At 68.8% G+C, this 24,347-nt stretch carries 26 protein-coding genes; 13 read left to right on the forward strand and 13 right to left on the reverse strand.

The annotated features are described in order from the left end of the window. The first annotated feature begins 181 nt into the window (after nucleotides 1–181). From MKD38_RS08530 to MKD38_RS08540, 4 genes are all read left to right on the forward strand, one after another. Nucleotides 182–457, forward strand: coding sequence for a response regulator transcription factor (locus MKD38_RS08530; protein WP_115710313.1), 276 nt, complete (start codon nucleotides 182–184; stop codon nucleotides 455–457). Then, nucleotides 454–624 carry a LuxR C-terminal-related transcriptional regulator gene (locus MKD38_RS31130; RefSeq protein ID WP_371925665.1) on the forward strand — a complete coding sequence of 57 codons (171 nt, stop codon included), beginning with the start codon at nucleotides 454–456 and terminating at the stop codon, nucleotides 622–624. The genes MKD38_RS08530 and MKD38_RS31130 overlap by 4 nt, the downstream gene beginning before the upstream one ends. 158 nt (nucleotides 625–782) lie before the next feature. Next, entirely contained in the window at nucleotides 783–1,847 is a 1,065-nt protein-coding gene (locus MKD38_RS08535) for an extracellular catalytic domain type 2 short-chain-length polyhydroxyalkanoate depolymerase (RefSeq protein WP_252675813.1), read from the forward strand. A gap of 53 nt (nucleotides 1,848–1,900) precedes the next feature. Beyond that, nucleotides 1,901–2,479 (forward strand): hypothetical protein, encoded by a 579-nt coding sequence (locus tag MKD38_RS08540; protein ID WP_252675815.1) that lies wholly within the window; start codon nucleotides 1,901–1,903, stop codon nucleotides 2,477–2,479. Nucleotides 2,480–2,519: 40 nt separating this feature from the next. On the opposite strand, the gene MKD38_RS08545 is transcribed toward MKD38_RS08540, so the two are convergent. Then, nucleotides 2,520–4,763, reverse strand: coding sequence for a phosphocholine-specific phospholipase C (locus tag MKD38_RS08545; protein ID WP_252675817.1), 2,244 nt, complete (start codon nucleotides 4,761–4,763; stop codon nucleotides 2,520–2,522). A gap of 37 nt (nucleotides 4,764–4,800) precedes the next feature. Beyond that, entirely contained in the window at nucleotides 4,801–4,995 is a 195-nt protein-coding gene (locus MKD38_RS08550; protein WP_115710305.1) for a hypothetical protein, read from the reverse strand. A 214-nt stretch (nucleotides 4,996–5,209) separates the two neighbouring features. Between MKD38_RS08550 and MKD38_RS08555 the strand changes: the two genes are divergently transcribed. After that, nucleotides 5,210–5,563 carry a DUF1428 domain-containing protein gene (locus MKD38_RS08555; protein WP_252675819.1) on the forward strand — a complete coding sequence of 118 codons (354 nt, stop codon included), beginning with the start codon at nucleotides 5,210–5,212 and terminating at the stop codon, nucleotides 5,561–5,563. A gap of 518 nt (nucleotides 5,564–6,081) precedes the next feature. Here the strand turns inward: MKD38_RS08555 and MKD38_RS08560 are convergent. After that, nucleotides 6,082–6,861 (reverse strand): IclR family transcriptional regulator domain-containing protein, encoded by a 780-nt coding sequence (locus MKD38_RS08560; protein WP_252675821.1) that lies wholly within the window; start codon nucleotides 6,859–6,861, stop codon nucleotides 6,082–6,084. A 189-nt stretch (nucleotides 6,862–7,050) separates the two neighbouring features. Here MKD38_RS08560 and MKD38_RS08565 point away from each other — a divergent pair, with 189 nt between their 5' ends. Beyond that, the gene (locus MKD38_RS08565) at nucleotides 7,051–8,679 is read left to right on the forward strand and encodes an acyl CoA:acetate/3-ketoacid CoA transferase (protein WP_252675823.1); all 1,629 of its coding nucleotides are present in this window, start codon (nucleotides 7,051–7,053) and stop codon (nucleotides 8,677–8,679) included. A gap of 173 nt (nucleotides 8,680–8,852) precedes the next feature. Beyond that, nucleotides 8,853–9,851, forward strand: a complete 999-nt coding sequence (locus MKD38_RS08570; RefSeq protein WP_252675825.1) for a Bug family tripartite tricarboxylate transporter substrate binding protein — start codon at nucleotides 8,853–8,855, stop codon at nucleotides 9,849–9,851. A gap of 35 nt (nucleotides 9,852–9,886) precedes the next feature. Here MKD38_RS08570 and MKD38_RS08575 read toward each other — a convergent pair whose 3' ends face one another. After that, nucleotides 9,887–10,033, reverse strand: coding sequence for a hypothetical protein (locus MKD38_RS08575; RefSeq protein WP_252675827.1), 147 nt, complete (start codon nucleotides 10,031–10,033; stop codon nucleotides 9,887–9,889). 323 nt (nucleotides 10,034–10,356) lie between these two features. Here MKD38_RS08575 and MKD38_RS08580 point away from each other — a divergent pair, with 323 nt between their 5' ends. Further along, a complete protein-coding gene (locus tag MKD38_RS08580; protein WP_252675829.1) occupies nucleotides 10,357–11,859 on the forward strand; it encodes a DEAD/DEAH box helicase in 1,503 nt (500 codons plus the stop codon). A 56-nt stretch (nucleotides 11,860–11,915) separates the two neighbouring features. Here MKD38_RS08580 and gluQRS read toward each other — a convergent pair whose 3' ends face one another. After that, nucleotides 11,916–12,848, reverse strand: a complete 933-nt coding sequence (gene gluQRS, locus MKD38_RS08585; protein ID WP_252675831.1) for a tRNA glutamyl-Q(34) synthetase GluQRS — start codon at nucleotides 12,846–12,848, stop codon at nucleotides 11,916–11,918. Nucleotides 12,849–12,858: 10 nt separating this feature from the next. Next, entirely contained in the window at nucleotides 12,859–13,779 is a 921-nt protein-coding gene (locus tag MKD38_RS08590; RefSeq protein ID WP_252675833.1) for a LysR family transcriptional regulator, read from the reverse strand. 152 nt (nucleotides 13,780–13,931) lie between these two features. Between MKD38_RS08590 and MKD38_RS08595 the strand changes: the two genes are divergently transcribed. Beyond that, nucleotides 13,932–14,630: a pirin family protein gene (locus tag MKD38_RS08595; protein WP_252675835.1), complete on the forward strand. Its 699-nt coding sequence runs from the start codon at nucleotides 13,932–13,934 to the stop codon at nucleotides 14,628–14,630. A 190-nt stretch (nucleotides 14,631–14,820) separates the two neighbouring features. Beyond that, on the forward strand, nucleotides 14,821–15,825 hold the full coding sequence (locus MKD38_RS08600) for a CobD/CbiB family protein (RefSeq protein WP_252675837.1): 1,005 nt from the start codon (nucleotides 14,821–14,823) through the stop codon (nucleotides 15,823–15,825). A 42-nt stretch (nucleotides 15,826–15,867) separates the two neighbouring features. On the opposite strand, the gene MKD38_RS08605 is transcribed toward MKD38_RS08600, so the two are convergent. The 3 genes from MKD38_RS08605 to MKD38_RS08615 are packed head-to-tail and all read right to left on the reverse strand — an operon-like array spanning nucleotide 15,868 to nucleotide 18,445. Next, on the reverse strand, nucleotides 15,868–16,173 hold the full coding sequence (locus MKD38_RS08605; RefSeq protein WP_062801252.1) for a putative signal transducing protein: 306 nt from the start codon (nucleotides 16,171–16,173) through the stop codon (nucleotides 15,868–15,870). A 56-nt stretch (nucleotides 16,174–16,229) separates the two neighbouring features. Next, nucleotides 16,230–17,201, reverse strand: a complete 972-nt coding sequence (gene rsgA, locus MKD38_RS08610) for a ribosome small subunit-dependent GTPase A (RefSeq protein WP_252675839.1) — start codon at nucleotides 17,199–17,201, stop codon at nucleotides 16,230–16,232. After that, entirely contained in the window at nucleotides 17,198–18,445 is a 1,248-nt protein-coding gene (locus MKD38_RS08615) for a M48 family metallopeptidase (protein WP_252675841.1), read from the reverse strand. The genes rsgA and MKD38_RS08615 overlap by 4 nt, the downstream gene beginning before the upstream one ends. A gap of 220 nt (nucleotides 18,446–18,665) precedes the next feature. Between MKD38_RS08615 and orn the strand changes: the two genes are divergently transcribed. Both orn and MKD38_RS08625 read left to right on the forward strand, forming a co-directional pair. Further along, complete coding sequence (orn, locus tag MKD38_RS08620; RefSeq protein WP_252675843.1) at nucleotides 18,666–19,292, forward strand: oligoribonuclease; 627 nt, start codon at nucleotides 18,666–18,668, stop codon at nucleotides 19,290–19,292. A 76-nt stretch (nucleotides 19,293–19,368) separates the two neighbouring features. Further along, a complete protein-coding gene (locus MKD38_RS08625) occupies nucleotides 19,369–20,250 on the forward strand; it encodes an AEC family transporter (protein ID WP_115680734.1) in 882 nt (293 codons plus the stop codon). 46 nt (nucleotides 20,251–20,296) lie between these two features. Here the strand turns inward: MKD38_RS08625 and mog are convergent, their stop codons facing one another. Together mog and yjgA are read right to left on the reverse strand one after the other, a co-directional pair. Next, a complete protein-coding gene (gene mog / locus MKD38_RS08630; RefSeq protein WP_252675845.1) occupies nucleotides 20,297–20,935 on the reverse strand; it encodes a molybdopterin adenylyltransferase in 639 nt (212 codons plus the stop codon). Beyond that, the gene (yjgA, locus tag MKD38_RS08635) at nucleotides 20,932–21,546 is read right to left on the reverse strand and encodes a ribosome biogenesis factor YjgA (protein WP_371925657.1); all 615 of its coding nucleotides are present in this window, start codon (nucleotides 21,544–21,546) and stop codon (nucleotides 20,932–20,934) included. The genes mog and yjgA overlap by 4 nt, the downstream gene beginning before the upstream one ends. Before the next feature lie 58 nt (nucleotides 21,547–21,604). Here yjgA and pmbA point away from each other — a divergent pair, with 58 nt between their 5' ends. Continuing rightward, nucleotides 21,605–22,972: a metalloprotease PmbA gene (gene pmbA, locus MKD38_RS08640; protein ID WP_252675849.1), complete on the forward strand. Its 1,368-nt coding sequence runs from the start codon at nucleotides 21,605–21,607 to the stop codon at nucleotides 22,970–22,972. Between the two features lie 63 nt (nucleotides 22,973–23,035). Here pmbA and MKD38_RS08645 read toward each other — a convergent pair whose 3' ends face one another. Further along, nucleotides 23,036–23,536: a dihydrofolate reductase gene (locus tag MKD38_RS08645; protein ID WP_252675851.1), complete on the reverse strand. Its 501-nt coding sequence runs from the start codon at nucleotides 23,534–23,536 to the stop codon at nucleotides 23,036–23,038. Beyond that, complete coding sequence (locus MKD38_RS08650) at nucleotides 23,533–24,327, reverse strand: thymidylate synthase (protein ID WP_252675853.1); 795 nt, start codon at nucleotides 24,325–24,327, stop codon at nucleotides 23,533–23,535. Before MKD38_RS08650 ends, MKD38_RS08645 begins: the two co-directional genes overlap by 4 nt. Between the last annotated feature and the right edge of the window lie 20 nt (nucleotides 24,328–24,347).

The raw sequence follows: 24,347 nt of genomic DNA on the forward strand, positions 1-24,347 counted from the left end.
ACACCGCAAGAGATCGAAAACAAAAGCAGTGATCTGGAGCCCGACCGGGCTGTCCCCGGTTCCGCTCGTAGGTCCGCACTAGCCTTGCACGAAGGGTCCTGTGATGCACTGATGCACAGATTGACGCGCGGCTGCCGCTCCTGCGACGGAACCACTCGTTCCATCGCATGGAGTCTTCCGCATGAACCTCACCACTCGGGAAGAGACGGTGCTCGCCTTTATTGCCCGCGGCATGAGCGATCGCGAGATCGCCGCACGTCTCGCATTTTCCGTATCCACGGCGCGCAAGCACCGTGAGCATCTGCTCGCGAAAATGCAATTGCGAAAATCCTCGCAATTGACCCTGTACTATCTCGCGCGCCAGCATGAGCCGTTTAAAAAAGCGGGCCGGCAGCCGCGGATAATCCATTCTCGCAACGCGAGCGCGAATATCTGGAATGGCTCGGGCGCGGCCTGAGCGACAAGGAAATCGCGCGCGCGCTCGGCATCAGCGACCAGACCGCGCGCACGCACCGGGCCCGGCTGCTGCAGAAGGCGGGCGCCAGCAATGTCTGCGCCCTGCTGTTTCTGAGCGTGCAGCAGGGATGGCTGGAGTTGCCGCAGCAACATGCCTGCGATGCATAGCGGGTGCGTGGCAGTGTGGCGCGCTACCGCATTTGCCCAATGGCCCGGCGTGGCGGTGGCTCCCGACAATGGTCCATGCAGCCGCCGCATGGCGACCAGCGTGCTGCCCGCTGCGATCCGCGCGGCGCTCCGATTCCTGTCGCCGTGCTGGAGCCATCATGATTCGATGCAAGCCAACCGCCCGCTACCGGGCACTTGCCGCAGCGTGCGCGCTCGGCGTCAGCGGGGGCGTCGCCGCGCAGGCGCTGCCCGCGCTGGGCGCGGACCTGGCGCAGACCTCGGTGTCGGGGCTGTCGTCCGGTGCGTTCATGGCCACGCAGTTCCACGTTGCGTATTCCGGCACCATGGTCGGCGCCGGCGTGGTCGCGGGCGGACCGTTCTACTGCGCCGGCCTGTTCGCCCCCACGCCGCCCGCCACCGCCGCTGCGACCCAGTGCATGCAGCCGGTCGGCGCTACCGGCCCCGATGCGCAGGCGGCGCTGGACGCGGCGCGCACCTTTGCCCGCGATGGCCGCATCGATCCGTTGCAGAACCTCGCGCGGCAGCGCGTCTACGTGTTTTCCGGCACGCGCGACCAGACCGTGCTGCCACGCGTCGCCGCGCAGGTGGGGCGGTTCTATACCCTGGCCGGTGCGCCGGCTTCGCAGCTGCAGTACGTGGCCGATGTCGCGGCCGGACATGCCTTCATCACCAGCCAGGCGGGCGACGCCGCCTGCGCGGTCAGCGCGTCGCCCTACATCAACAACTGCGGACTCGAGCAGGCGCGGCAGATCCTGCAGTGGATCTATGGCGCGCTGAAGCCGGCGGCACGGCCGTCGGGTGAGTTGCTGCGCTTTGACCAGCGCGCGTTCGATCCCGGCGGCAAGGCGCTGCTTGCCGACAGCGGTTATGCCTACGTGCCGCGCGAGTGCGGCGCGGGTGGCAACGACGGCGGTGCTGCGGCTTGCCGCGTGCACGTGGCCTTCCATGGCTGCCTGCAGGGCGCGGGCACCATCGGCGAACGCTTCGTGCGCGGCGCCGGCTACCTGGAGAGTGCCGAGGCCAACCGCATCGTGGTGCTGTTCCCGCAGGTCGGCGCGTCGCGCCATAACCCGCTCGGGTGCTGGGACTTCTGGGGCTATACCAGCGACGACCCGGCCCAGCCGGACTTCTTCTCGCGCGAGGCGCCGCAGATGTCCGCGGTCATGCGCATGGTCCGCCGGCTCGGCGCCGCGCCGCAGTGAGCGCTGCCGCTCCGGCCCCTTCGATCCACTGCTCCACCGCAAGGAGATCCGCCATGCTTTCGATCCTGCAAGCCCAATGGGCAAGCGCCAGCCGCACGGCGCTGGACCTGACCCTGTGCCAGCTGCAAGCCGCCACCGTGCTCGCGCAGTCGCCCTTCAGCGCCGCCGATCCTGCCGCGGCCCGGGCGTCGGCGCGCCAGGCGCTGGCCGTGCTGAACCGATATGCCGAAGAACGCGCCGCACAGCAAGCGCAATGGTGGCGCGCGCAGCGCGACCGCCTCGACCTGGCCGGCGTCGCGCACGCGTGGCGCGGTCTCGATGCCATCGAGGCCGACCTGGCCGCGCGCGCGTCGCAGGCCAGGGCCGGCTACAACGATGCCGTGCGCGAAGCGCTGGCGCGCTGCCTCGAAGACGTGGGCGAGGCGCGCGATGGCAACGACATCGGCCTGGCGCTGCTGCGCGCGCTGACCGACTGGCAGGAGGCCGGCAAGACCTGTGCGGCGCAAGTCGCGGCAATGAGTGCCGCAATGATGCCGGCATGGACGCAGTGGCTGCAGTCGTCGCTGGCCGAACCCGGCGCGTCGCGTGCCGTCGCGGGCGCGACGGGGTCGCGCGCGGCGCAGGACGGTTGAACCCCGCGCAGTACCCGCGCTGCGGCGCGGGTCCGCTGCCTCAGCCCTGCGCCGCGGTTCCCATGGCCGGATCGCTCACCGTATGCCGGCCGGTCTCGACCCGGCCGGCAAAGCGGCGGTAGAAGGCCGGATCGGCGTCGCACGTCACCGCGAAGTCATACCATTGGCCGCTTTGCTCCAGCTGCCAGTGCTGCGACTTGCTGCCGTTGGCACCGACGCTCGCTTTCCACGGGCCGTCGCTGCGGTAGGCCAGCGGCTCGATGTGGAAGTGGCAGGCGCGGCCGCCGGGGTTGATCAGGTCGACATAGACGTCGCCGTTGGCAATGTCGTAGCAGACGCGGATCTCGGGGGCGATGCCGGTCTCGCCGATGCGGCGGGTGTCGCCGCGGAAATGGCGATGGAAGCCGTTCGGGCCGAGCACCCACAGGTCGTACTGTCCGGCATTGTCCTGGAAGGCATTCCAGGTATCGCTGAGCGACTTGCCGGCCTCCACCATATAGCGGCGCGGGATGCGTCCCAGCTGGAGGCGGTCGTAGACGTGGAACACCGCGGCCTGCGTGCCGGTGTTGGCGAACGCCAGTTCGACCTGGCCCAAGGCGCTGCAGCGCGCGCTGGTGTGCAGCTCATATGGCAGCGCGCGCGAAGGGCGCGTGCCGGCGGCCTGCTGCGGCAATTGCATGTCGGCGGGCAGCGGCACCGCGGGCAGGGCCTGCTGCGCGCGGCGCAGCTGGTCGGCGTCGCTGCGCGTGGTGCGGCCGCCGAGCGTGGGCAGCGCCTCGTTGTTGGGCGTCCTGAAGTTGAAGGCGCTGGTCAGGTCGCCGCACACGGCGCGGCGGAACGGGCTGATATGGGGCTCGGCCACGCCGAAGCGCGCCTCCAGGAAGCGCAGCACCGAAGTGTGGTCGAACACCTGCGAGTTGACCCAGCCGCCGCGGCTCCACGGCGAGATCGCGTACAGCGGCACGCGCGGCCCCGGGCCGTAGACGCGGCCGTCCGCCGCGGGCTGGGTGCGACTGCCCGGCGGCGCCGGCTGGTTGAAGTACTCGGCCAGCATTTCGGCATCGCTCAGCGTCGACTTGCCGGCGAAGGTCTTGTCCGGATTCAGCGACGGCGCCGAGGGCGAGGGCACGTGGTCGAAATACCCGTCGTTCTCGTCGAAGTTGACCAGCAGCACGGTCTTGCTCCAGACCTCGGGCACCGCGGTCAGCGCATCCAGCACCTCCTGCAGGAACCAGGCGCCCTGCACCGGGCTGGAGGGCCCGGGATGCTCGCAGTAGATCGACGGCGCGTTGATCCACGACACCTGCGGCAGCCGGCCTTCGCGGATGTCGCGGCGGAAGGCGTCGAGATACTCGTCGGGACGGGTGCCTGGCAGGGTGTTGGCCACGCCCTTGTACAGCGGGTTGCCGGGATTGTCGGTGGCGGCATCGTAGGCGTGGTACGGCAGCGGCTGGCCGGTGTTGGCATAGGGCGCGCCCGGCGCGCCGCCGCTGGAGACCGGATAGCCCGACGCCAGGTTGGCGTGGCGGAACTGCTGGAACGCGCCCAGCATGTTGTCGCCCCATTCGTCCGGCATGTTCTGGTAGCAGATCCAGCTGATGCCCGCGTCTTCCAGGCGCTCGGCATAGGTCTTCCAGGTGTAGCCGGTGTTCGCCGAGGCCGGCAGGCCGTCGATCGCGTCCCACTCGTTGTTGACGAAGGCGACGTTGGCGGCGGTCGGGCCGTTGGTGCCGGTCAGGTGGAAGGCGCGGTTGGCATCGGTGCCGGTATGCATCGAGCAGTGGTACGCGTCGCACAGCGTGAAGGCGTTGGCCAGCGCGAACTGGAACGGGATCTCCTGCTCCCTGAAGTAGCCCATCGACGTGCTGGTCTTGTACGTCGGCCAATTGGCCATGCGGCCGTGGTCCCAGGCCTGCTGGCTGTCCAGCCACGCATGCGGGGTGCCGGCGGCGCGCTGCGCGTTGTTGCTGGTGCCGTCGAGGTGGTACGGTGTCAGCACCGCGCCGCTGGCGCGCTGTTGCTGCCATACCTGGCGCGCGCCGGGCAGCGGGATGGTAAAGCGGTCGCCGAAGCCGCGCACGCCGCGCAGCGTGCCGAAGTAGTGGTCGAAGGAACGGTTCTCCTGCATCAGGATCACCACGTGCTCGACATCCTGGATGGTGCCGGTGGCATTGTTGGCCGGGATGGCCAGGGCCTTGCGGATGCTGGGCGGAAACGCGGCCAGCGCGGCGGCGGCGAAGCCGGTGCCGGCTGCGGCCTGCAGGAAATTGCGGCGAGAGACCATGGTCTTGTCGGAATTGGCGTGGGGACTTGCGGAAGGTTCAGGGCGCGCAGCGGATCACCGGATCGGGCCGCTGGTCTGGCTTGCCGGGCTGTCCCGGCTTGACCGGCTGGGCGCTCGGCGCCAGCGTTGCAGTGGGCGACAGGGTGGGGCCGCCGTCGCCGCCGCAGGCGGCGAGCAAGGCCGCCGCGATCAGCATCGCGGCCAGGGTGGTGGGCAGTCTGCGGGGAAGCATGGAGTCACCTGGCTGGTTGGGGTGGCGGCTGCTGCGAGCCGGAGCCAGGCGAGTGTAGGAAGGCGTGGTGACGTGCCGATGACAGAACATTGATGCCTGCGGGTGCCCGTCACTGCCATTCCGTCCGGGAAGGACCGCGGCGATCGACTATGGTAGTCAGATGCATTCGCGTCCGGCGGACGCGACCGATCTACCCTGAACAGGAGTGATGCCCATGTCCTATATCGACGGATTCGTGCTCGCCGTTTCCCAGGCCAATCGCGACCGCTATCGCGAGGTGGCGCAAAAGGCCGCCGCAGTGTTCAAGGAACATGGCGCGCTGCAGGTGGTGGAATGCTGGGGCGACGATGTGCCGGAAGGCAAGGTCACGTCCTTCACGATGGCGGTGCAGCGCAAGGACGATGAAGCGGTGGTGTTCTCGTGGATCCTGTGGCCGTCGCGCGAGCAGCGCGACACCGGCATGAAGGCGGCGATGGCAGACCCGCGGCTGAAGGAAGGCATGGACCCGATGCCGTTCGACGGGCAGCGGATGATCTTTGGCGGCTTCGAGGTGATTGTCGAGGCGTGATCAGGCCGGGCGCCGGCGTGGCCGCGCCCGGGCCGGCGTATCAGATCAGGTGGAAGACCATGCCCAGTGCGATCGCGCCGCCCAGCGTTTCCACTGCGGCAAGGGCGAGAAGGTTCTTCAGTACGAAAGCCTCTTCTTTCTTCGTCACCATGGTCTGTCTCCCGGTCATTGGACTAGTTTTACAGCACCATCGGCGGTGGCAATCCGGCGTGGGCGGTGCCAGGGGCGTCGATGTGAGACCAGTAGACCGCATCTGGTCGCCGGCCGGAAGCTGGCGAAAACCCGCTCGGCGAAAACCCGGATTCCTACCGGCGTGTGACAGGGCCATGATTGACTGGCTTTGCGGGGCGCGGCTGCAGCCTGCCAGCCACGGCGCATGCATTGGCCCACATTTGGGGGATGCCCGAGTCGGCGCAATGCGCCAAGATCGACGGCGTGGGTGGTCGAACCGATTGCCCCGCTACCGTTTGAGCCCCGCTGCCTCCCCGGCACGCGGGGCTTTTCTACATGGGCGCGGCTCAGCGCGCCTGCAGGATGGCCTCGATGCGGGCGGCGGCCTCGCGCAGCGGCGCCAGGAAGCGCGCTTCCAGATGGGCCCGGTCGCGGCTGCCCAGCACCATGCTGAAGCCCAGCCCGGCCACCACCTTGCCGGCCTGGTCGCGCAGCGGCACCGAGATCCCGGCGTAGCCGTCGACCAGTTCGCTGACCAGCACGCAGTAGCCGTCGGCGCGCACCTGGCGCAGCGTGCACGCCAGCGTGGTGCGCGAGCTGACCGTGAACGGCGTCAGCTTGCGCAGCGTCGCGCCCGCCAGGTAGGCCTCCAGGACGCTGTCGTCCAGGCCGGCCAGCAGCACCCGGCCCATCGAATGCGCATAGGCCGGCATCCGCCGCCCCAGTGCCATGTCCACGCGCAGCAGCTGGCGCGGCTCCTCGCGCGCCACCAGCACCACCGATTCGGCGTCGAGCACGCCCAGCGAGCAGCTTTCGCCCAGGGTCTCGCACAGCTGCTGCAGGTAGGGCCGCGCCATCTGCGGCAGGCTCATCGAGGCAAAGTAGGCGTAGCCCAGCTCCATTACCCGCGGCGTCAGCGCAAAGTGGCGGCCGTCCTGCGCCACGTAGCCGTTGTGCTCCAGCGTCAGCAGCAGCCGGCGCGCGGCGGCGCGGGTCACGTCGAGCTGGTCGGCGACCTCCTGCATGGTCAGGCGCTCCGCGCCCGCACCCAATAGGCGCAGCAACGCCAGGCCCTTGCTCAGCGATTCCAGCAGTTCGTCTTTCTTGGCGGTTTCGGCTTGCGGCATAGGGCGTCTGGAGGGAACGGTGGTGAAATGAACGATCCGGCACGTGCTGGTCATGCCTTCGCGGAGGGCTTGCGCCGACCGGCAGCATCTCCGTATCATAGCGTTTTCCGAACAAATGTTCGCAAAACGAATTCACGGAAAGCGTGCCGTCAGCGATGCGGGCCGGCACGACTAGAACCGGAGACAGCAATGAAGGTAATCACCGCGCGTGAAGCGGCGGCGCTCGTGCAGGATGGCTGGACCGTGGCCAGTGCGGGCTTTGTCGGCGCCGGCCACGCCGAGGCCGTGACCGAGGCGCTGGAGCAGCGTTTCCTGCAGAGTGGCCTGCCGCGCGACCTGACGCTGGTGTACTCGGCCGGGCAGGGCGACCGCGGCGCGCGCGGCGTGAATCATTTCGGCAATGCCGGCATGACTGCCACCGTGGTTGGCGGCCACTGGCGCTCGGCCACGCGGCTGGCCACGCTGGCCATGGCCGAGCAGTGCGAGGGCTACAACCTGCCGCAGGGCGTGCTGACCCATCTGTACCGGGCCATCGCCGGCGGCAAGCCCGGCGTGATGACCAAGATCGGCCTGCACACCTTTGTCGACCCGCGCACCGCGCAGGACGCGCGCTACCACGGCGGCGCCGTCAACCAGCGCGCGCGCCGCGCCATCGCCGAAGGCAAGGCGTGCTGGGTCGATGCGGTCGAGTTCCGCGGCGACGAATACCTGTTCTATCCCAGCTTTCCGATCGACTGCGCGCTGATCCGCTGCACCGCCGCCGACGCGCGCGGCAACCTCAGCACCCATCGCGAAGCCTTCCACCACGAACTGCTGGCGCTGGCGCAGGCGGCGCACAACTCGGGTGGCGTCGTGATCGCGCAGGTCGAAAGCGTGGTCGATCACCACGAAATCCTGCAGGCCATCCACGTGCCCGGCATCCTGGTCGACTACGTGGTGGTCTGCGACAACGCTGCCAACCACCAGATGACCTTTGCCGAGGCCTTCAACCCCGCCTATGTGACGCCGTGGCAGGGCGAGGGGGCTGCCGACGACGCCGCCCGTTCTTCGCCCGAGGCCGGGCCGCTGGATGCGCGCACCATCGTGCAGCGCCGCGCGGTGATGGAACTGGCGCGGCGCGCGCCGCGCGTGGTCAACCTGGGGGTCGGCATGCCGGCCGCGGTGGGGATGCTCGCGCACCAGGCCGGCCTGGACGGCTTCACGCTGACGGTCGAAGCCGGCCCCATCGGCGGCACGCCCGCGGATGGCCTCAGCTTCGGTGCCTCGGCCTACCCGGAAGCGGTGGTGGATCAGCCCGCGCAGTTCGATTTCTACGAAGGCGGCGGCATCGACCTCGCGATCCTCGGCCTGGCCGAACTCGATGGCGAGGGCAACGTCAACGTCAGCAAGTTCGGCGAAGGCGAGGGCGCGCTGATTGCCGGCGTCGGCGGCTTCATCAACATTACCCAGAGCGCGCGCGCGGTGGTGTTCATGGGCACGCTGACGGCGGGCGGGCTGGAAGTGCGCGCCGGCGACGGCAGCCTGCGGATCGTGCGCGAAGGCCGCGTGAAGAAGATCGTGGCGGAGGTGTCGCACCTGAGCTTCAACGGCCCCTACGTGGCGTCGCTGGGCATCCCGGTGGTGTACATCACCGAACGCGCGGTGTTCGAGATGCGCCCCAGCGAGGGTGGCGAAGCGCGCCTCACGCTGGTCGAGATCGCTCCCGGCGTCGACCTGCAGCGCGATGTGCTCGACCAGTGCGCGACGCCGGTGGCGGTGGCGCCCGACCTGCGCCAGATGGATGCACGGCTGTTCCAGGCCGGCACCATGCGGCTGTAACGGTCGCCGCACCACAAAACCATTCCATCGGACGGGCCGGCCATGACCGGTTCGCAAGGAGGCACGCCAGATCTGTCATGACGTTACGCAACCGCAGTCGCTTCATCCCGGCGCGGCCTGGGCCGCGCATCGATTCTGATTCACCGCGATTCACCGCAGGACACAGTCACACCATGCAGAACACCAGCCGCCGTACCTTCCAGCGCCGCCTCGGCGCCGTGCTCCTGAGCGCCACGCTGCCGCTCGCCGCCGCACCGGCTTTCGCCGAGACCTACCCCAGCAAGCCGATCCGGCTGGTGGTGCCGTTCCCGCCGGGCGGCCCGACCGACACCGCCGCGCGCATCATCGGCCAGAAGATGAGCGAAACGCTGAAGCAGCCGGTGGTGGTGGACAACCGTCCCGGCGCCTCCGGCACCATCGGCGCCGAGAACGTCGCCAAGAGCCCCGCCGATGGCTATACGCTGCTGGTGCTGGCCACGCCCACATTGCTGGCTCCGCACCTGATCAACCGCAAGGGCTACGACATCTTCAAGGATTTCGCGCCGATCGGCGCCGCCTATGACCTGCCGATCGTGATGGTGGTCAATCCCCAGGCGATGCCGGACGTGACCAGCCTGCAGCAATACATCGCCAAGGCCAAGGCCAAGCCGGGCGCGCTCAACTACACCAGCGCCGGCAACGGCAGCTTCGGCCACCTGTCGACCGAGCTGCTGAAGAACCTGGGCAACTTCGACGTGCAGCACGTGCCCTACAAGGGCAGCGCGCCTGCCATCTCCGACCTGCTGGCCGGCCAGGTGCCGATGATGTTCTCGGACATGATCGCGGCGCTGCCGCATATCAAGGCCGGCAAGCTGCGCCCGATCGCAGTCGGCTCGAACAAGCGTGTCAGCTTTACGCCGGAGGTCAAGACGGTGGCCGAGCAGGGCTTCCCGGGCTTCGATGCCACCGCATGGGGCGGGCTGCTGGCGCCCGCCGGCACGCCCAAAGAGGTGGTGGCGACCTTGTCGGCCGAGCTGAAGAAGGCGCTGGCCGATCCGACCGTGCAGCAGAAGATGCTGGGCGCCGGCACCGTGGCCGCCTATATGCCGCCGGAGCAGCTGGCCGCGCGTATGAAGGCCGACTACAGCAAGTGGGGCAAGGTGATCCAGGACAACGGCATCCGCGGCGACTGAGCGTGCGGATGACGAGCCGGCGGCCCGGCTGCGGTTCAGGCGGGCTGCCGGCCCTGAGGCGGGCTGGCCGGCAGGGTCGGCATCGGCAGTGCGGCCTGGCGGCCGGCCGCGGCCAGTCCAAGGAACTGGCTGGAGGTGCGCAGGAATTGCTGGCAGGTCTGGCGAAATAGCTCGAAGTCCATGTCGGTCTCGATGTGAGGAAGCCGCGCGGTCCGGCATGGCCGCCGCGCCGCCGGCATCTTGCTTGGCCGATATGACAATGTCTTGACAATGCGCGCGTGCGCCCGCCCTGGCGCCGGCTTGTCGCGCCCGCCGCACGGCGGTGCCGGAGCGCCCACTGCACGGGCAGAGATGCTAAAATCTAAGTCTTTGATTCTCTTGGCCAAATGCTGTAGCCAGCAGGGCCGCGCCGGAAACTTGCCGGCGCCGGGCGAGATCAGGGCGAGATGAGTTCCAGACGCGTATCCGTTTGTGCCGGGTTCGCCTCCCGCCAATACCGATACCCATGACCACTACGAACGCACCAGAACCTACCACCGCGGTTCCGACCGCCGTGCAGACCTTCGACAGCTTCGGCCTCGACGCGCGCATCCTGCGTGCCTTGTCCGAGCAGGGCTATAGCTCTCCCACGCCGATCCAGGCGCAGGCCATTCCGGTCGTGCTGCTGGGCAAGGACGTGATGGGCGCCGCGCAGACCGGCACCGGCAAGACCGCCGGCTTCGCGCTGCCGATCATCCAGCGCCTGCTGCCGCTGGCCAATGCCAGCGCTTCGCCGGCGCGCCACCCGGTGCGCGCGCTGATGCTGACCCCCACGCGCGAGCTGGCCGACCAGGTCTACGACAACGTCGCCCGCTATGCCAAGCACACCGACCTGCGCAGCACGGTGGTGTTCGGCGGCGTCGACATGAACCCGCAGACCGACGCGCTGCGCCGCGGCGTCGAGATCCTGGTGGCCACGCCCGGCCGCCTGCTCGACCACGTGCAGCAGAAGTCGGTGAACCTGTCGCAGGTGCAGATGCTGGTGCTGGACGAAGCCGACCGCATGCTCGACATGGGCTTCCTGCCGGACCTGCAGCGCATCATCAACCTGCTGCCGGCGCAGCGCCAGACGCTGCTGTTCTCGGCGACGTTCTCGCCGGAAATCAAGCGGCTGGCCTCCAGCTACCTGAAGCAGCCGGTCACCATCGAAGTGGCGCGCAGCAACTCGACCAACGAGAACGTGCGCCAGGCGGTGTACCAGGTCGAGGACGGCCACAAGCAGGCCGCGGTGGTGCACTTGCTCAAGCAGCGCGCGGCGCAGGGCATGTCGCGCCAGTGCATCGTCTTCGTCAACAGCAAGATCGGCTGCTCGCGCCTGGCGCGCCATCTGGAGCGCGAAGGCATCAACGCCGCCGCGATCCATGGCGACAAGACCCAGACCGAGCGCATGCAGACGCTCGACGGCTTCAAGAGCGGCACCATCGATGCGCTGGTCGCCACCGACGTGGCGGCGCGCGGGCTCGACATCCCGGACATGCCGTGCGTGATCAACTTCGACGTGCCGTACAGCGCCGAGGATTACGTGCATCGCATCGGCCGGACCGGCCGCGCCGGCGCCAGCGGCGATGCGTTGTCGATCTACGTGCCGGGCAATGACGAGCGCCTGCTGTCCGATATCGAAAAGCTGATCAAGCGCAGCATCCCGCGCGGCAAGCTGGAGGGCTTCGATCCCACTGGCGAGCGTGCCCGCCTGGCCGACGGCGAGCGCCGCCGCGAGCGCAGCGACGTGCGCCGCGCGCGCGGCAGCGCCGACAGCGAAGACCGTCCGCGCCGCCACGACCACGGCGCCAGCCGCCAGGCCTTCCGCGCTTCGGACGACCCGTTCTTCTCGCGCCCGTATGAGCCCAGCCCCGCCAGCGTGGCGCAGGCCAAGGCCGCCGACGAAGTCGCCGCGGCGCTCACGCGCGGCCGCCAGGCGCCCAAGCGGCCGGTGGCGGCCTTGCTGGGCGGTGTGCCGCGCAAGTCCTGAACGGATTGTGGTTCCGATGAATGGCCCGCCTGCGCGGGCCATTTGTTTTGGCGGGTCTAGATCTTTGCCGGCAACGGCGGTGTAGCGAGCCGCTCGCGCCAGCCGTCGGTGGCCCGCGCCAGCCAGTCCTGGACCGTGCCGGCGGAATGCGACAGTCCCAGGTGCGCGCCGGCCTCGCGCAGCGCGTCCAGCGGGGCGTTGGTGTCGATCGCCTGAGCGCCGCTCTGCTTGCTGAGCTTCTCGCCGACCTGGTTCACCACCACCGGCACGTGCAGGTACGCCGGCGTGGGCAGGCCCAGCAGGTGCTGCAGATGGATCTGCCGCGGCGTGGAGTCGAGCAGGTCGGCGCCGCGCACGATATGCGTGATGCCCTGCAGGCCGTCGTCGACCACCACCGCCAGCTGGTAGGCCCATAGTCCGTCGGCACGGCGCAGCACGAAGTCGCCCAGCTCGGTTTCCAGGTTCTGGCACTGGCGCCCCTGCCAGCGGTCGTCGAAACACACGACGGCGGCCGGCCCGTCCGGCACGCGCACGCGCCACGCGCGCGGCAGCTTGCCGTTCAGGCCGTGGCGGCAGGTGCCGGGATAGCCCAGGGTCTGGTGTCGCTCGCGCACATGCACCAGCGAATCGGCGATCTCCTTGCGCGAGCAGCCGCACGGGTAGAGTTGCCCCGCGGCATCGAGCCGGCGCAGCGCCTCGGCATAGTGCGGTTCGCGCCGGCTCTGCCACACCGGTGGCTCGTCGGGCGTCATGCCGACGCGCGCCAGCGTGTGCAGGATGTCGTGGTCCGCGTCGCGCACGCAGCGCGGCGTGTCGATGTCCTCGATGCGCACCAGCCATTGCCCGCCATGTGCGCGTGCGTCCAGCCAGCTGGCCAGCGCGGTCACCAGCGAGCCCATATGCAGCGGCCCGGTGGGCGAGGGCGCGAAGCGGCCGCGATAGCCGCCCGCGGCGCTCTTCTGCACTGCCGTTGCAGCCCTCTCTGCCATCAGCCCGTCCTCAGCCGGCGAAGTCGGGTTGCTGCAGCAGCGCCTGCGCCAGGCGCGGGTCTTCCAGCTTGCCGGCCCACCACTGCAGCGCCTTGCCGCGGTTGCTGGTGCGCCAGGCCACCTTGAAGTTGCCCGGCGCGCGCACCTCGACGGTCTCGCGCGCCTGCAGCACGCCGCTTTCGATATGCGGCTGCGCCATCGGTGCCGGCAGCCAGCCGCAGCCAAGGCCGCGGATCTGCGCTTCGAGCTTGTCGCGCATGGTCGGCACCACCAGCACGTCCTGGCCGGCCAGCACGCCATGGGTGCGGGCCGGCAGGTTGCGCGAGGTATCGCCTACCGCGACGATGCGGTGTTTGGCGATCTGGATGGTGGTGAGCGGGCCTTCCTCGGTGGCGAGCGGGTGATGCGCGGCCACGGCGAAGACAAAGGGCACCGACCCCAGCGGCCGGATCTGGAAGCCCTGCGTGCTGGGCGCGTCGTAGGCGCCGCCGATCACCAGGTCGGCGCGGTTGCTGACCAGCGCGTCCCACGCGCCGCCCAGCACTTCCTTGGAAAAGCGCAGCCGGGTCGCGCTGTTCTCGGCATAGAAATCGTGGATCACCGGCAGCAGCGCGCGGAAGTTGATCAGGTCGTCGACCACGATGGTGAGGGTGGCCTCCCAGCCGGTGGCCAGGCGCTTGACGCGCCGCGCCAGGTCGTCGGCGGCGTGCAGCAGGTGGCGGCCCTCGTCGAGCAGGGCGCGGCCGGCGGGCGTCAGCTCGGCGCGATGGCGGCGCCGGTCGAACAGCAGCACGTCGAGGTCTTCTTCCAGCTTGCGCACCACGTAGGTCAGCGCGGAAGGGACCTTGCCCATCTCGTGGGCGGCGGCGGCAAAGCTGCCCTTGCGTTCGATGGCGTCGAGGACTTCGAGGGATTCTAGTGAGAGGGCCATGTTCAGAAATTCTGAATGACTGCTTCTAAGGTGGTCCCCGTAAATATACGCCTGAAGGCCTAAACTGCCTAGCATCCAAAGCGAAAACGTATGCCGGAACACGGTTATCCAGCCGGTGTTGTCGGCGAAAAGGCTCAAGGAGGGCCATCAAAATGATTGAAATCAGAAAGTCCGCAGAGCGTGGGTACGCCGATCACGGCTGGCTGAAGTCCTATCATTCGTTCTCATTCGCCGACTACTACGACCCGCAGCATGTGCAGTTCGGCCCGCTGCGCGTGATCAATGAAGACCGCGTCGCGCCGGGCATGGGCTTCGGCACCCATGGCCACCGCGACATGGAAATCATCAGCTACGTGCTCGAAGGCGAGCTGGCGCACAAGGACAGCATGGGCAACGGCAGCGTGATCCGCCCGGGCGACGTGCAGCGCATGAGCGCCGGCACCGGCGTGCGCCATTCGGAGTACAACCACGCCGCGCACGACACCACCCACTTCCTGCAGATCTGGATCGTGCCGGCCGAGAACGGCATCGACCCCGGCTACGAGGAAAAGCACTTCGACGCGGCCGACAAGCGCGGCAAGCTGCGCCTGGTGGCGAGCGCCGACGGCGCCGACGGCTCGGTGCTGGTGCACCAGGATATCCGGCTCTACGCCGGCCTGTTCGACGGCGACGAAGCCGCCACGCTGACGCTGGCCCCGGGCCGCCGCGCCTACGTGCACGTGGCGCGCGGCCGGGTCACGGTCAACGGCAAGGCGCTCGAGGCCGGCGACGCGGCCAGGCTGGAAGACGTGGCCGAGGTCTCGCTGTCGCACGGCGATGGCGCCGAGGTGCTGGTGTTCGACCTGCCCTGACACCGTTCACGGCCCCATGCGAGAGCCCGCCCCATGGCGGGCTTTCGCTTTTGCGCGGCGCGCCGGGGTGCCCGCGCGTAGCGCTGTGCTATCTTCTCGCTATGCATTGCGCCTGCGCCGGCACATCGCTGGCCAGTCGCGCCGGCCGGCCCCAACGGGCCGGCGTGCCCTTGGAGCACCCCGTACCAAGATGACCTTTGTTTCCATTCTCCTGGCGCTGATTGCCGAGCAGTTCCGCGCCCTGGGCCGCAACAACCCGATCTACGAGATCGTGCGCGCGCTCGGCGACCGCGCCGAGCACGCCTTCGACACCGGCCGCCCGCGCGACGCCGCGCTGGCCTGGCTGACCGTGGTGCTGCCGCTGACGCTCGCGGTGATCGTGGTGCACTACCTGCTGGCGTCGATCAGCGTGGCGCTGACGCTCGCGTGGAATGTGCTGGTGCTGTACATGACGCTGGGTTTCCGCCAGTTCAGCCATTACTTCACCGATATCCACGAGGCGCTCAACCGCGACGACCTCCATACCGCCCGCACGCTGCTGCACGAGTGGACCGGGCTCGACACCATCGAGATGCCGGTGTCCGAAATCGTGCGCCATACGCTGGAAGCGGCGATCATCGCCGTGCACCGGCACGTGTTCGGCGTGTTCTTCTGGTTCCTGGTGCCGGTCGGCCCCGGCGGCGTGGTGCTGTACCGCACCGCCGAGTACCTGGGCCGCCACTGGAACCTGCCGTCGACCGAGCGCAGCCCGGCGCTGGGCCGCTTCGCCGCGCGCGCCTTCTACCTGCTGGACTGGATCCCGTCGCGGCTGACCGCGATCGGCTTTGCCATCGTCGGCAACTTCGAGGACGCGGTCTACGCCTGGCGCAACCATGCGCGCAAGTGGAACGATGCCGTCAACGGCATCCTGCTGGCGAGCGGCGGCGGCGCGCTGGGCGTGCGCCTGGGCACGCCGCTGGCCGAGGACGATTCCACGGTGGTGCTGCGCACCAGCGTGGCCGGCCCGGCGGTGGACTACGCGCCCGGCATGGAAGACGCCGCCGGCGCCAACGGCGGCCCCGAACCGGCACCGCCCGAGTTCGGCACCGAGCCCGGCGTGCGCACGCTGCAGTCGGCGGTGGGTCTGGTATGGCGCGCGGTGGTGTTGTGGATGCTGCTGCTGGCGATGCTGTCGCTGGCGCTGTGGGTGGGTTGAACAGCGCCTGGCCGGCAAGCGCGGCCAGTTGATCAAGGCAGGTTAGCCGCGCGCCGCGCCGCAGCGCCAGCATGCGCCAAACTGCGCCTCGTGCCATTCGCCGCAACGGTCGCATTGCCAGCTGGGCCCCGGCACCGGATTGGCCGCGGCATTGAGCACCGCCCACGCCTGCGCCTCCATCTCGTCATCTACGAGCCACACCTGCGGCGCGCTCTCGCGGAACGGGATCTCGCCGGTCGCGCCGGCCAGCCAGGTATTGCGCAGTTCCGCCCGGATGCCGGCCGCGCGCAGGACGTTCTGGCAATGGGCCGCGTGGACGAGGGACGTGGCGGACAGTAGCAGTTTCATGACAGCGCACCGGGAAGCCAGGTGCGCTTACCTTACCACGGCTTCACCACGCGCCTTTACCACGGTTTCTGCTGGCTGGATTCATGCAGCAACTGCGTGTAGAGCTGGTGCCGGCGTTCCGAGATATCGCCGGCGGCCACCGCGGCCAGCACGCCGCAGCCGGGCTCGTTGACGTGATGGCAGTTGTAGAAGCGGCACGCCGTCAGCAGCGGGCGGAACTCCGGGAAGGCGCGTTCCAGCATGCCCTCGCTGAGGTGGTAGAGGCCGAATTCCTGGAAGCCCGGCGAATCGATCAGCGCCCCCTGGCGGCCCTCGACGGTACCCCAGTCCTGCGGCAGATGGTAGAGCCGGGTGAAGGTGGTGGTGTGCTTGCCGGAATCCAGCTTGGCCGAGATTTCGCGGGTCTGCGCGTCGACGCCCGGGATCAGCAGGTTCAGCAGCGACGACTTGCCCATGCCCGACTGCCCGATCAGGATGCTGGCCAGCCCGGCCACGCGCGGCCGCAGCGCGGCCAGCGCCTGCGCCGGATCGGCGCGCACCGACAGCTCCAGCGTCTCGTAGCCCAGCCCGCGGTACAGCGCCAGGCGGCCGCGCGCCTCTTCCAGGCGTTCGGGCAGGTCGGTCTTGTTGAGCACCACCAGCGGCCGGATCCCGAGCGCCTCGGCCGAGACCAGCGCGCGCCCGAGCAGGTCTTCGGAGAAGCCCGGCTCGGTGGCCAGCACGATGATGACCTGGTCGATATTGGCCGCCAGCAGCTTGGACTTGAACTGGTCCGAGCGGTGCAGCAGGTTCTTGCGCGGCGAAACCCGGGTGATCACGCACTGGTCGGCGGCGGCGCGCTCGACGCTGACGTGGTCGCCCACCGCGCAGTGGCTCTTCTTGCCGCGCGGGAAGGCGTGCATGCGTGCGCCCTCCGCCAGCTCGACCACGTAGTGGCGGCCATGGGCGGCGATGATCAGCGCGGATTCGGTCGGGTTGCCGGCATCGGTGCCGCCGCCGGCGTTGCGGTGACGCGTGGCGCGGCTCATGCGTGCGCCAGCAGGCGGTCGATCCGCTGCGCCGCGGGCGGATGCGAGTAGTAGAAGGCGCTGTAGAGCGGGTCGGGCGTCAGCGTCGAGGCGTTGTCCTTGTACAGCTTCACCAGCGCCGACACCAGGTGGCTGGCATCGGTCTGGTCGGCGGCAAAGGCATCGGCCTCGAATTCATGGCGGCGCGACGACTGGCTCGACAGCGGCCCCAGCAGGAAGGTGAAGACCGGCAGCGTCAGGAAGAACAGCACTAGCGCCAGCGCGCTGTTGGACACGCCCAGGTTGGGCGCCACCCCCAGCCCGGTGTAGAACCAGCTGCGCGTCGCCAGCCAGCCCAGCAGCGCCAGGAACACCAGGCTCAGCGCGAAGGTCACGGCGATGCGCTTGGCCACGTGGCGGCGCTTGAAGTGGCCCAGCTCGTGCGCCAGCACCGCCTCGATCTCGTCGCCCGACAGGCGCGACAGCAGCGTGTCGAAGAAGACGATGCGCTTGGCGGCGCCGAAGCCGGTGAAGTACGCATTGCCGTGCGCGCTGCGCTTGCTGCCGTCCATCACGAACAAGCCTTTGCTGGCAAAGCCGCAGCGCTGCATCAGGCTCTCGATGCGCTGGCGCAGCGAGGCGTCGTCGAGCGGCTCGAACTTGTTGAACAGCGGCGCGATAAAGGTCGGGAACACCACCAGCAGGAACAGGTTGAACGCCATCCACACCAGCCAGGTCCACACCCACCACAGCGAACCGGCGCGATCCATCAGCCACAGCACCGCCAGCAGCAGCGGCAGGCCCAGCGCGCTGGCCACCAGCAGCATCTTGACCAGGTCGGCCAGCCACAGGCCGAAGGTCATCTTGTTGAAGCCGAAGCGCTGCTCGATGCCGAACTGGCCATACAGCGAGAACGGCAGGTCGACCAGCCCGCCGATCAGCGCCACGCTGGCGACCAGCGCCACGCCGTAGGCGTAGCCCGGGCCGAAGGCCTCCACCCAGAACTGGTTGAGCCACTGCAGCCCGCCCAGCATGGTGAAGGCGATCAGCACCGCGGCGCCGGCCAGCACCTCCAGCATCGACAGCCGCGTACGGGCGATGGTGTAGTCGGCGGCCTTCTGGTGCGAGGCCAGGCTGATGGTGTCGGCAAAGCGCGCCGGCACGGCATGGCGGTGCTGCGCGACATGGCGCACCTGGCGCGCGGCCAGCCACAGCTTGGTCAGCACCATCAGCACCAGGGCGGCGAGAAAGACAATCGTGAACATCGGCAAGCGCCTTGTGGGTGCGGGCGTCCGGCGTTGCAGGTGACGGATGCCCGTGGGGACCGCGCCGCGGGGTGGGGCAGGCGGCGGTCCGGGAATTCCGAAAACGGCGCCGCGCTGGTGCGCAGGCAGCCGTCCCGGACGGATATGCGAGAATTATAAATTGTTCGCGCCCGGCCCCGCCGCGCCCGCTCCCCTCCAATCCCTATCTCCCGCAGTCCCGATGACAAGCCAAGCCGCCGCCAAATCCGTCAAAAGCGAAAACAACCTGATCTGGCTGGACATGGAAATGACCGGCCTGCAGCCGGATACCGACCGCATTATCGAAGTGGCGGTGGTGATTACCGACTCCGAGCTCAATATCCTGGCCGAAGGCCCGGTGCTGGTGATCCACCAGAGCGATGCCGTGCTCGACGGCATGGACAACTGGAACAAGGGCACCCACGGCCGCTCCGGGCTGATCGACAAGGTCAAGGCCTCGACCCTGACCGAAGAGCAGGCCGAAGCCGAGCTGCTGGCCTTCCTCAAGCGCTGGGTGCCGGCGGGCAAGTCGCCGATGTGCGGCAACTCGATCTGCCAGGACCGCCGCTTCATGGCGCGCTACATGCCCAAGCTGGAAGCATTCTTCCACTACCGCAACCTCGACGTGTCGACGCTCAAGGAGCTGTGCAAGCGCTGGGAGCCGGTCATCCACAAGGGCTTCGTCAAGCGCCAGCTGCACACGGCGCTGGCCGACATCCTGGAGTCGGTGGAAGAACTGCGCTACTACCGCACGCACTTTATCCGCCACGCCGCGCCCGGCGCCGCGCCCTCCGCCGAGGCACCGGCCGCCGGCACGCCGGCGCCGTAAGCGCAGCTGCCGCAAGCACACCACCATTGCCGGCGCGCCGTCGCATGCAGACGGCGCGTTGCCCGTCCGCCTGACCATGTTCGAGCGCATCGTCTCCATCATCACGCCGGTCATCCTGATCATCCTGGTCGGGTGGCTGTACGGGCGCAAGGCCCATCCGGACATGGCCGGCATCAACCGCGCCACGCTGGACGTGATCGCGCCGCTGCTGGTGGTGTCGGCCTTCGTCAGCAAGGACTTCGTGCTGGCCGACCAGCTGGTGCTGCTGGGCTGCGCGGTGGCGGTGGTGCTGGGCTCGGGGGTGCTGGCGTGGGGGCTGGCGCGCTGGATGAAGGTCGATCCGCGCACCTTCGTGCCGCCGATGATGTTCAACAACTGCGGCAACATGGGCTTGCCGCTGTCCGTGTTCGCCTTCGGCCCGGCCGGGCTGGCGCCGGCGGTGGCGCTGTTCGCGGCGTCGAACCTGATGCACTTCACCATCGGCATGAAGATCGTCAACCGGCATGCGTCGCTGGCGCAGATCGCGCGCAACCCGATGGTGCTGGCCACCGTGGCGGGCGTGGCGCTGGCGCTGGCGCGGCCGTGGTTCACGCTGCCGGATCCGGTCTACCAGTCGGTCAAGCTGCTGGGCGATGCCACTGTGCCGCTGATGCTGTTTGCGCTGGGCGTGCGCATGAAGGACGTGAGCCTGCGCAACTGGGGCATGGGGCTGGTCGGCGCGGCGGTGTGTCCGCTGACCGGCATCGCGGTGGCGCTGGCGCTGGCGCAGTGGGTGCCGTTGACCGAGCTGCAGCGCGGCCTGCTGTTCGTGTTTGCGGCGTTGCCGCCGGCGGTGCTGAATTTCCTGGTGGCGGACCACTTCCGGCAGGAGCCGGACCAGGTGGCGTCGATCGTGCTGCTCGGCAATATCGCCGCGGTGGTGTTCGTGCCGGTGGGGCTGTACCTGGGCCTGCGCTGAGGTGGCAGGCCCGCGCGCCGCGTGCCGGCGGGCGGGGCAGTTCGAATCAGGCCGCGGGTTTGGCCCGCACGGCGTTCTTGGGACGCCAGGCCTTGACGATGGCCTCGTCGGTTTCCATGTAGGGGCCGCCGATCAGGTCGATGCAATACGGCACCGCGGCAAAGATGCCTTGCACCACCGGCTTGCCGTCGGCGTCGCGCAGGCCTTCCAGGGTTTCGCGGATCGCGCGGGGCTGGCCGGGCAGGTTGATGATCAGCGCGGCGCGGCTGGCGGTCTCGCGGATCACCGCCACCTGGCGCGACAGGATCGCGGTCGGCACGAAATGCAGGCTGACCTGGCGCATCTGCTCGCCAAAACCCGGCATTTCCTTGGTACCCACCGCCAGGGTGGCCTCGGGCGTCACGTCGCGGCGCGCCGGGCCGGTGCCGCCGGTGGTCAGCACCAGGTCGCAGCCGGCCACGTCGACCAGCTCGATCAGCGTGCGCGAGATCTGCGCCTGCTCGTCCGGGATCAGGCGCTCCACCGCCTGCCAGGGCGAAGTCAGCGTGCGCCCGAACCAGTCGCGCAGCGCCGGGATGCCCTCGTCCTGGTAGGTGCCGGCCGAGGCGCGGTCCGAGATCGATACGAAGCCGACGACGAGTTCGTCGGGATGGTGGCGGACAACCGGCTGGGTGGTCTGGGTCATGCCTCGGGCTCCGGATGGTCGGGGGTAGGTTCCTCGGCGGCGCGGCCCTTGCCGTCCTTCAGGTCCAGCGCCGTCTTGATCGCCTGGAACAGCTCGCGGAAATAGCGCGGCGGCTTGCCCAGCTCTTTTTCCTTGCGTGCGTTGCGGATGGTGTTGCGCAGCGCCTGCACGTCGATGCCGGGGTGCTCGCCGAGGAAGCGCGTCAGCGCCGCGTCGTCGGCCAGCAGCAGCTCGCGCCAGCGCTCGATCAGATGCATGCGGGCGGTTTCGGCCTTGCTGGTGCCCTTGAAGCCCTCCAGCGCTTGCCGGATCACCTCGACCTCGTCGTCCTCGAGGCCGCGCATGATCTTGCCGACGTACTGCATCTGGCGGCGCTTGCCTTCATGGCTGTTGATGCGGCGCGCCTGATGGATGGCATCGGCGAGCGCCTCGGGCATGGGCACGCGCGCCAGGCGGTCCTTGGCCAGCGCTTCCAGCTCGGCGCCAAGGTCCTGCAGGGCGGTCATGTCGCGCTTGCGCTGCGACTTGCTTTTCGGCTCGTCGTCTTCCGGCTCGGGGGCAAAGCCCCCGGGAAAGCGCGCGCCTTGGGAGTTACGGGAATTTCGCGTCATGCCCGGCATTTTATCTTGCTATGATTGCCGCTTGGACTTTTGATGACACCCGCCCAGCATGGACCAGATCGCCGAACAGACCGCGCATTTCACCTACACCCAGGCCCAGCTCAGCGAGATGGCCGCCGATGTGCTGCGGGTGGCACGCGAACTGGGGGCGACCGACGCCGCCACCGAGATCTCCGAAGGCAGCGGCCTGTCGGTGTCGGTGCGCAAGGGGCAGGTCGAGACCATCGAGCAGAACCGCGACAAGGTGGTCGGGGTCACGGTGATGATCGGCAAGCGCCGCGGCAACGCCAGCACCTCGGACTTCTCGCCGGCCGCGCTGCGCGCCACCGCCGAGGCCGCCTACAACATCGCCCGCTTCACCGCCGAGGACGACTGCGCCGGCCTCGCCGAAGAGGAATTGCTGGAGCGCGCGCCGCAGGACCTGGACCTGTTCCACCCGTGGGCCCTCGACGCCGAAGCCGCCATCGACATCGCCACCCGCGCCGAGGCCGCGGCCTTTGCGGTATCGCCGCGCATCCGCAATAGCGACGGCGCCAGCGTGTCGGCCCAGCATTCGCAGTTCGTGCTGGCAACCACGCGCGGCTTTACCGGCGGTTATCCGTATTCGCGCCATTTCATCTCGTGCGCGCCGATCGCCGGCAGCGGCAGCGGCATGCAGCGCGACGACTGGTATTCGTCCAAGCGCTCGCCGCTGGCGCTGGCCGCGCCCGAAGACATCGGCCGCTACGCCGCCGAGCGCGCGCTGGCGCGGCTGCAGGCGCGCAAGCTGTCGACGCGGCGCTGCGCGGTGCTGTTCGAGGCGCCGCTGGCCGCCGGGCTGCTGGGCGCCTTCGTGCAGGCGGTGTCGGGCGGCGCGCTGTACCGCAAGTCCACCTTCCTGTGCGATTCGCTGGGCCAGGCCGTGTTCGCCCCGCATATCCAGATCCATGAGCAGCCGCATACCCCCGGCGCCATGGGCAGCGCTCCGTTCGACGAGGAAGGCGTGCGCACGCGCGAGCGCGACGTGGTCAAGGACGGCGTGGTGCAGGGCTATTTCCTGTCGACCTATTCGGCGCGCAAGCTGGGCATGCAGACCACCGGCAATGCCGGTGGCTCGCACAACCTGACGCTGTCGAGCAGCCTGACCCAGCCCGGCGACGATTTCCCCGCCATGCTGCGCAAGCTCGGCACCGGCCTGCTGGTAACCGAGCTGATGGGGCAGGGCGTCAACTACGTCACCGGCGACTATTCGCGCGGGGCGTCGGGCTACTGGGTCGAGAACGGCGTGATCCAGTACCCGGTCGAGGAAATCACCATTGCCGGCAATATGGCCGAGATGTTCCAGCAGATCGTCGCGATCGGCGCGGATGCGCTGGTGCGCGGCACCAAGGAAACCGGCTCGATCCTGCTCGAGCAGATGACCATCGCCGGCAACTGAGCGGCATCGACTTTCAGAAAAAAAGCGGGCCCAAGCCCGCTTTTTTTTCATTTCATGCGCCGGTCACGATTCTTGCGACGGCGGCCGCTCGTACGTGACGAACGCGTAGTCGAAGCCGTTCGCCGCCGAATGATGGGTCTCGCGCGCGGTTTCGATCCATTGCGTGCGGTCGATCGCGGGGAAGAAGGCGTCGCCTTCGACATCGGCGTCGATCTCGGTCACCACCAGCCGGTCCGCGCTCGGCATGGCTTCTGCGTAAAGTTGCGCGCCGCCGATCAGGAATATCTCCGCCACGCCCACGCACAGGCGCTGCGCGTCTTCCAGCGACGTTGCCACCTCGGCCCCGTCGATGCGCAGCTCCGGGTTGCGGCTGACCACGATATTGCGGCGCCCCGGCAGCGGGCGGCCGATCGAGTCCCAGGTCTTGCGCCCCATGATCACGGGCGCGCCCATGGTGGTGCGCTTGAAGTGCGCCAGGTCTTCCGGCAGGCGCCACGGCAGCGTGTTGTCGCGGCCGATGGTGCCGTTGCGGGCGCGCGCTACAACCAGTGTCAGCAGCGTCATACGGCCACCGGTGCCTTGATCGCGGCGTGCGACTGGTAGCCGGCCAGTTCGAAGTCTTCGTAGCGGTAGTCGAAGAGGCTGTCGGGCTGGCGCAGGATCTTCAGGCGCGGCAGCGCCATCGGCTCGCGCGCGAGCTGGGTCTGCACCTGTTCGAAATGGTTGTTGTACAGGTGGCAGTCGCCGCCGGTCCAGATGAAATCGCCCACTTCCAGCCCGGTCTGCTGCGCCATCATGTGGGTCAGCAGCGCATAGCTGGCGATATTGAACGGCACGCCCAGGAAGATATCGGCGCTGCGCTGGTACAACTGGCACGAGAGCCGGCCGTCGGCCACGTAGAACTGGAAGAACGCGTGGCAGGGCGGCAGTTTCATGCGCGGGATGTCGGCCACGTTCCAGGCCGACACGATCAGCCGGCGCGAATCCGGGTTGGCGCGGATCTGCGCCACCAGCTCGGAGATCTGGTCGATATGGCGGCCGTCCGGCGCCGGCCACGAACGCCATTGCGAGCCGTAGACCGGGCCAAGTTCGCCGTGCTCGTCGGCCCACTCGTCCCAGATGGTGACGCCGTGCTCCTGCAGCCAGCGCACGTTGGTCGAGCCCTGCAGGAACCACAGCAGTTCATAGATGATCGACTTCAGGTGCAGCTTCTTGGTGGTGACCACCGGGAAGCCTTCACGCAGGTCGAAGCGCATCTGGTAGCCGAACACCGAGCGCGTGCCGGTGCCGGTGCGGTCGGCCTTGTCGGTGCCATGCTCGTAAACATGGCGCATGAAGTCGAGGTACTGTTTCATCGGCGCGGGGCGGGATGGAA

It is taken from the genome of Cupriavidus sp. WGlv3 (assembly GCF_023952475.1).
Classification (GTDB): Bacteria; Pseudomonadota; Gammaproteobacteria; order Burkholderiales; family Burkholderiaceae; genus Cupriavidus; species Cupriavidus phytorum.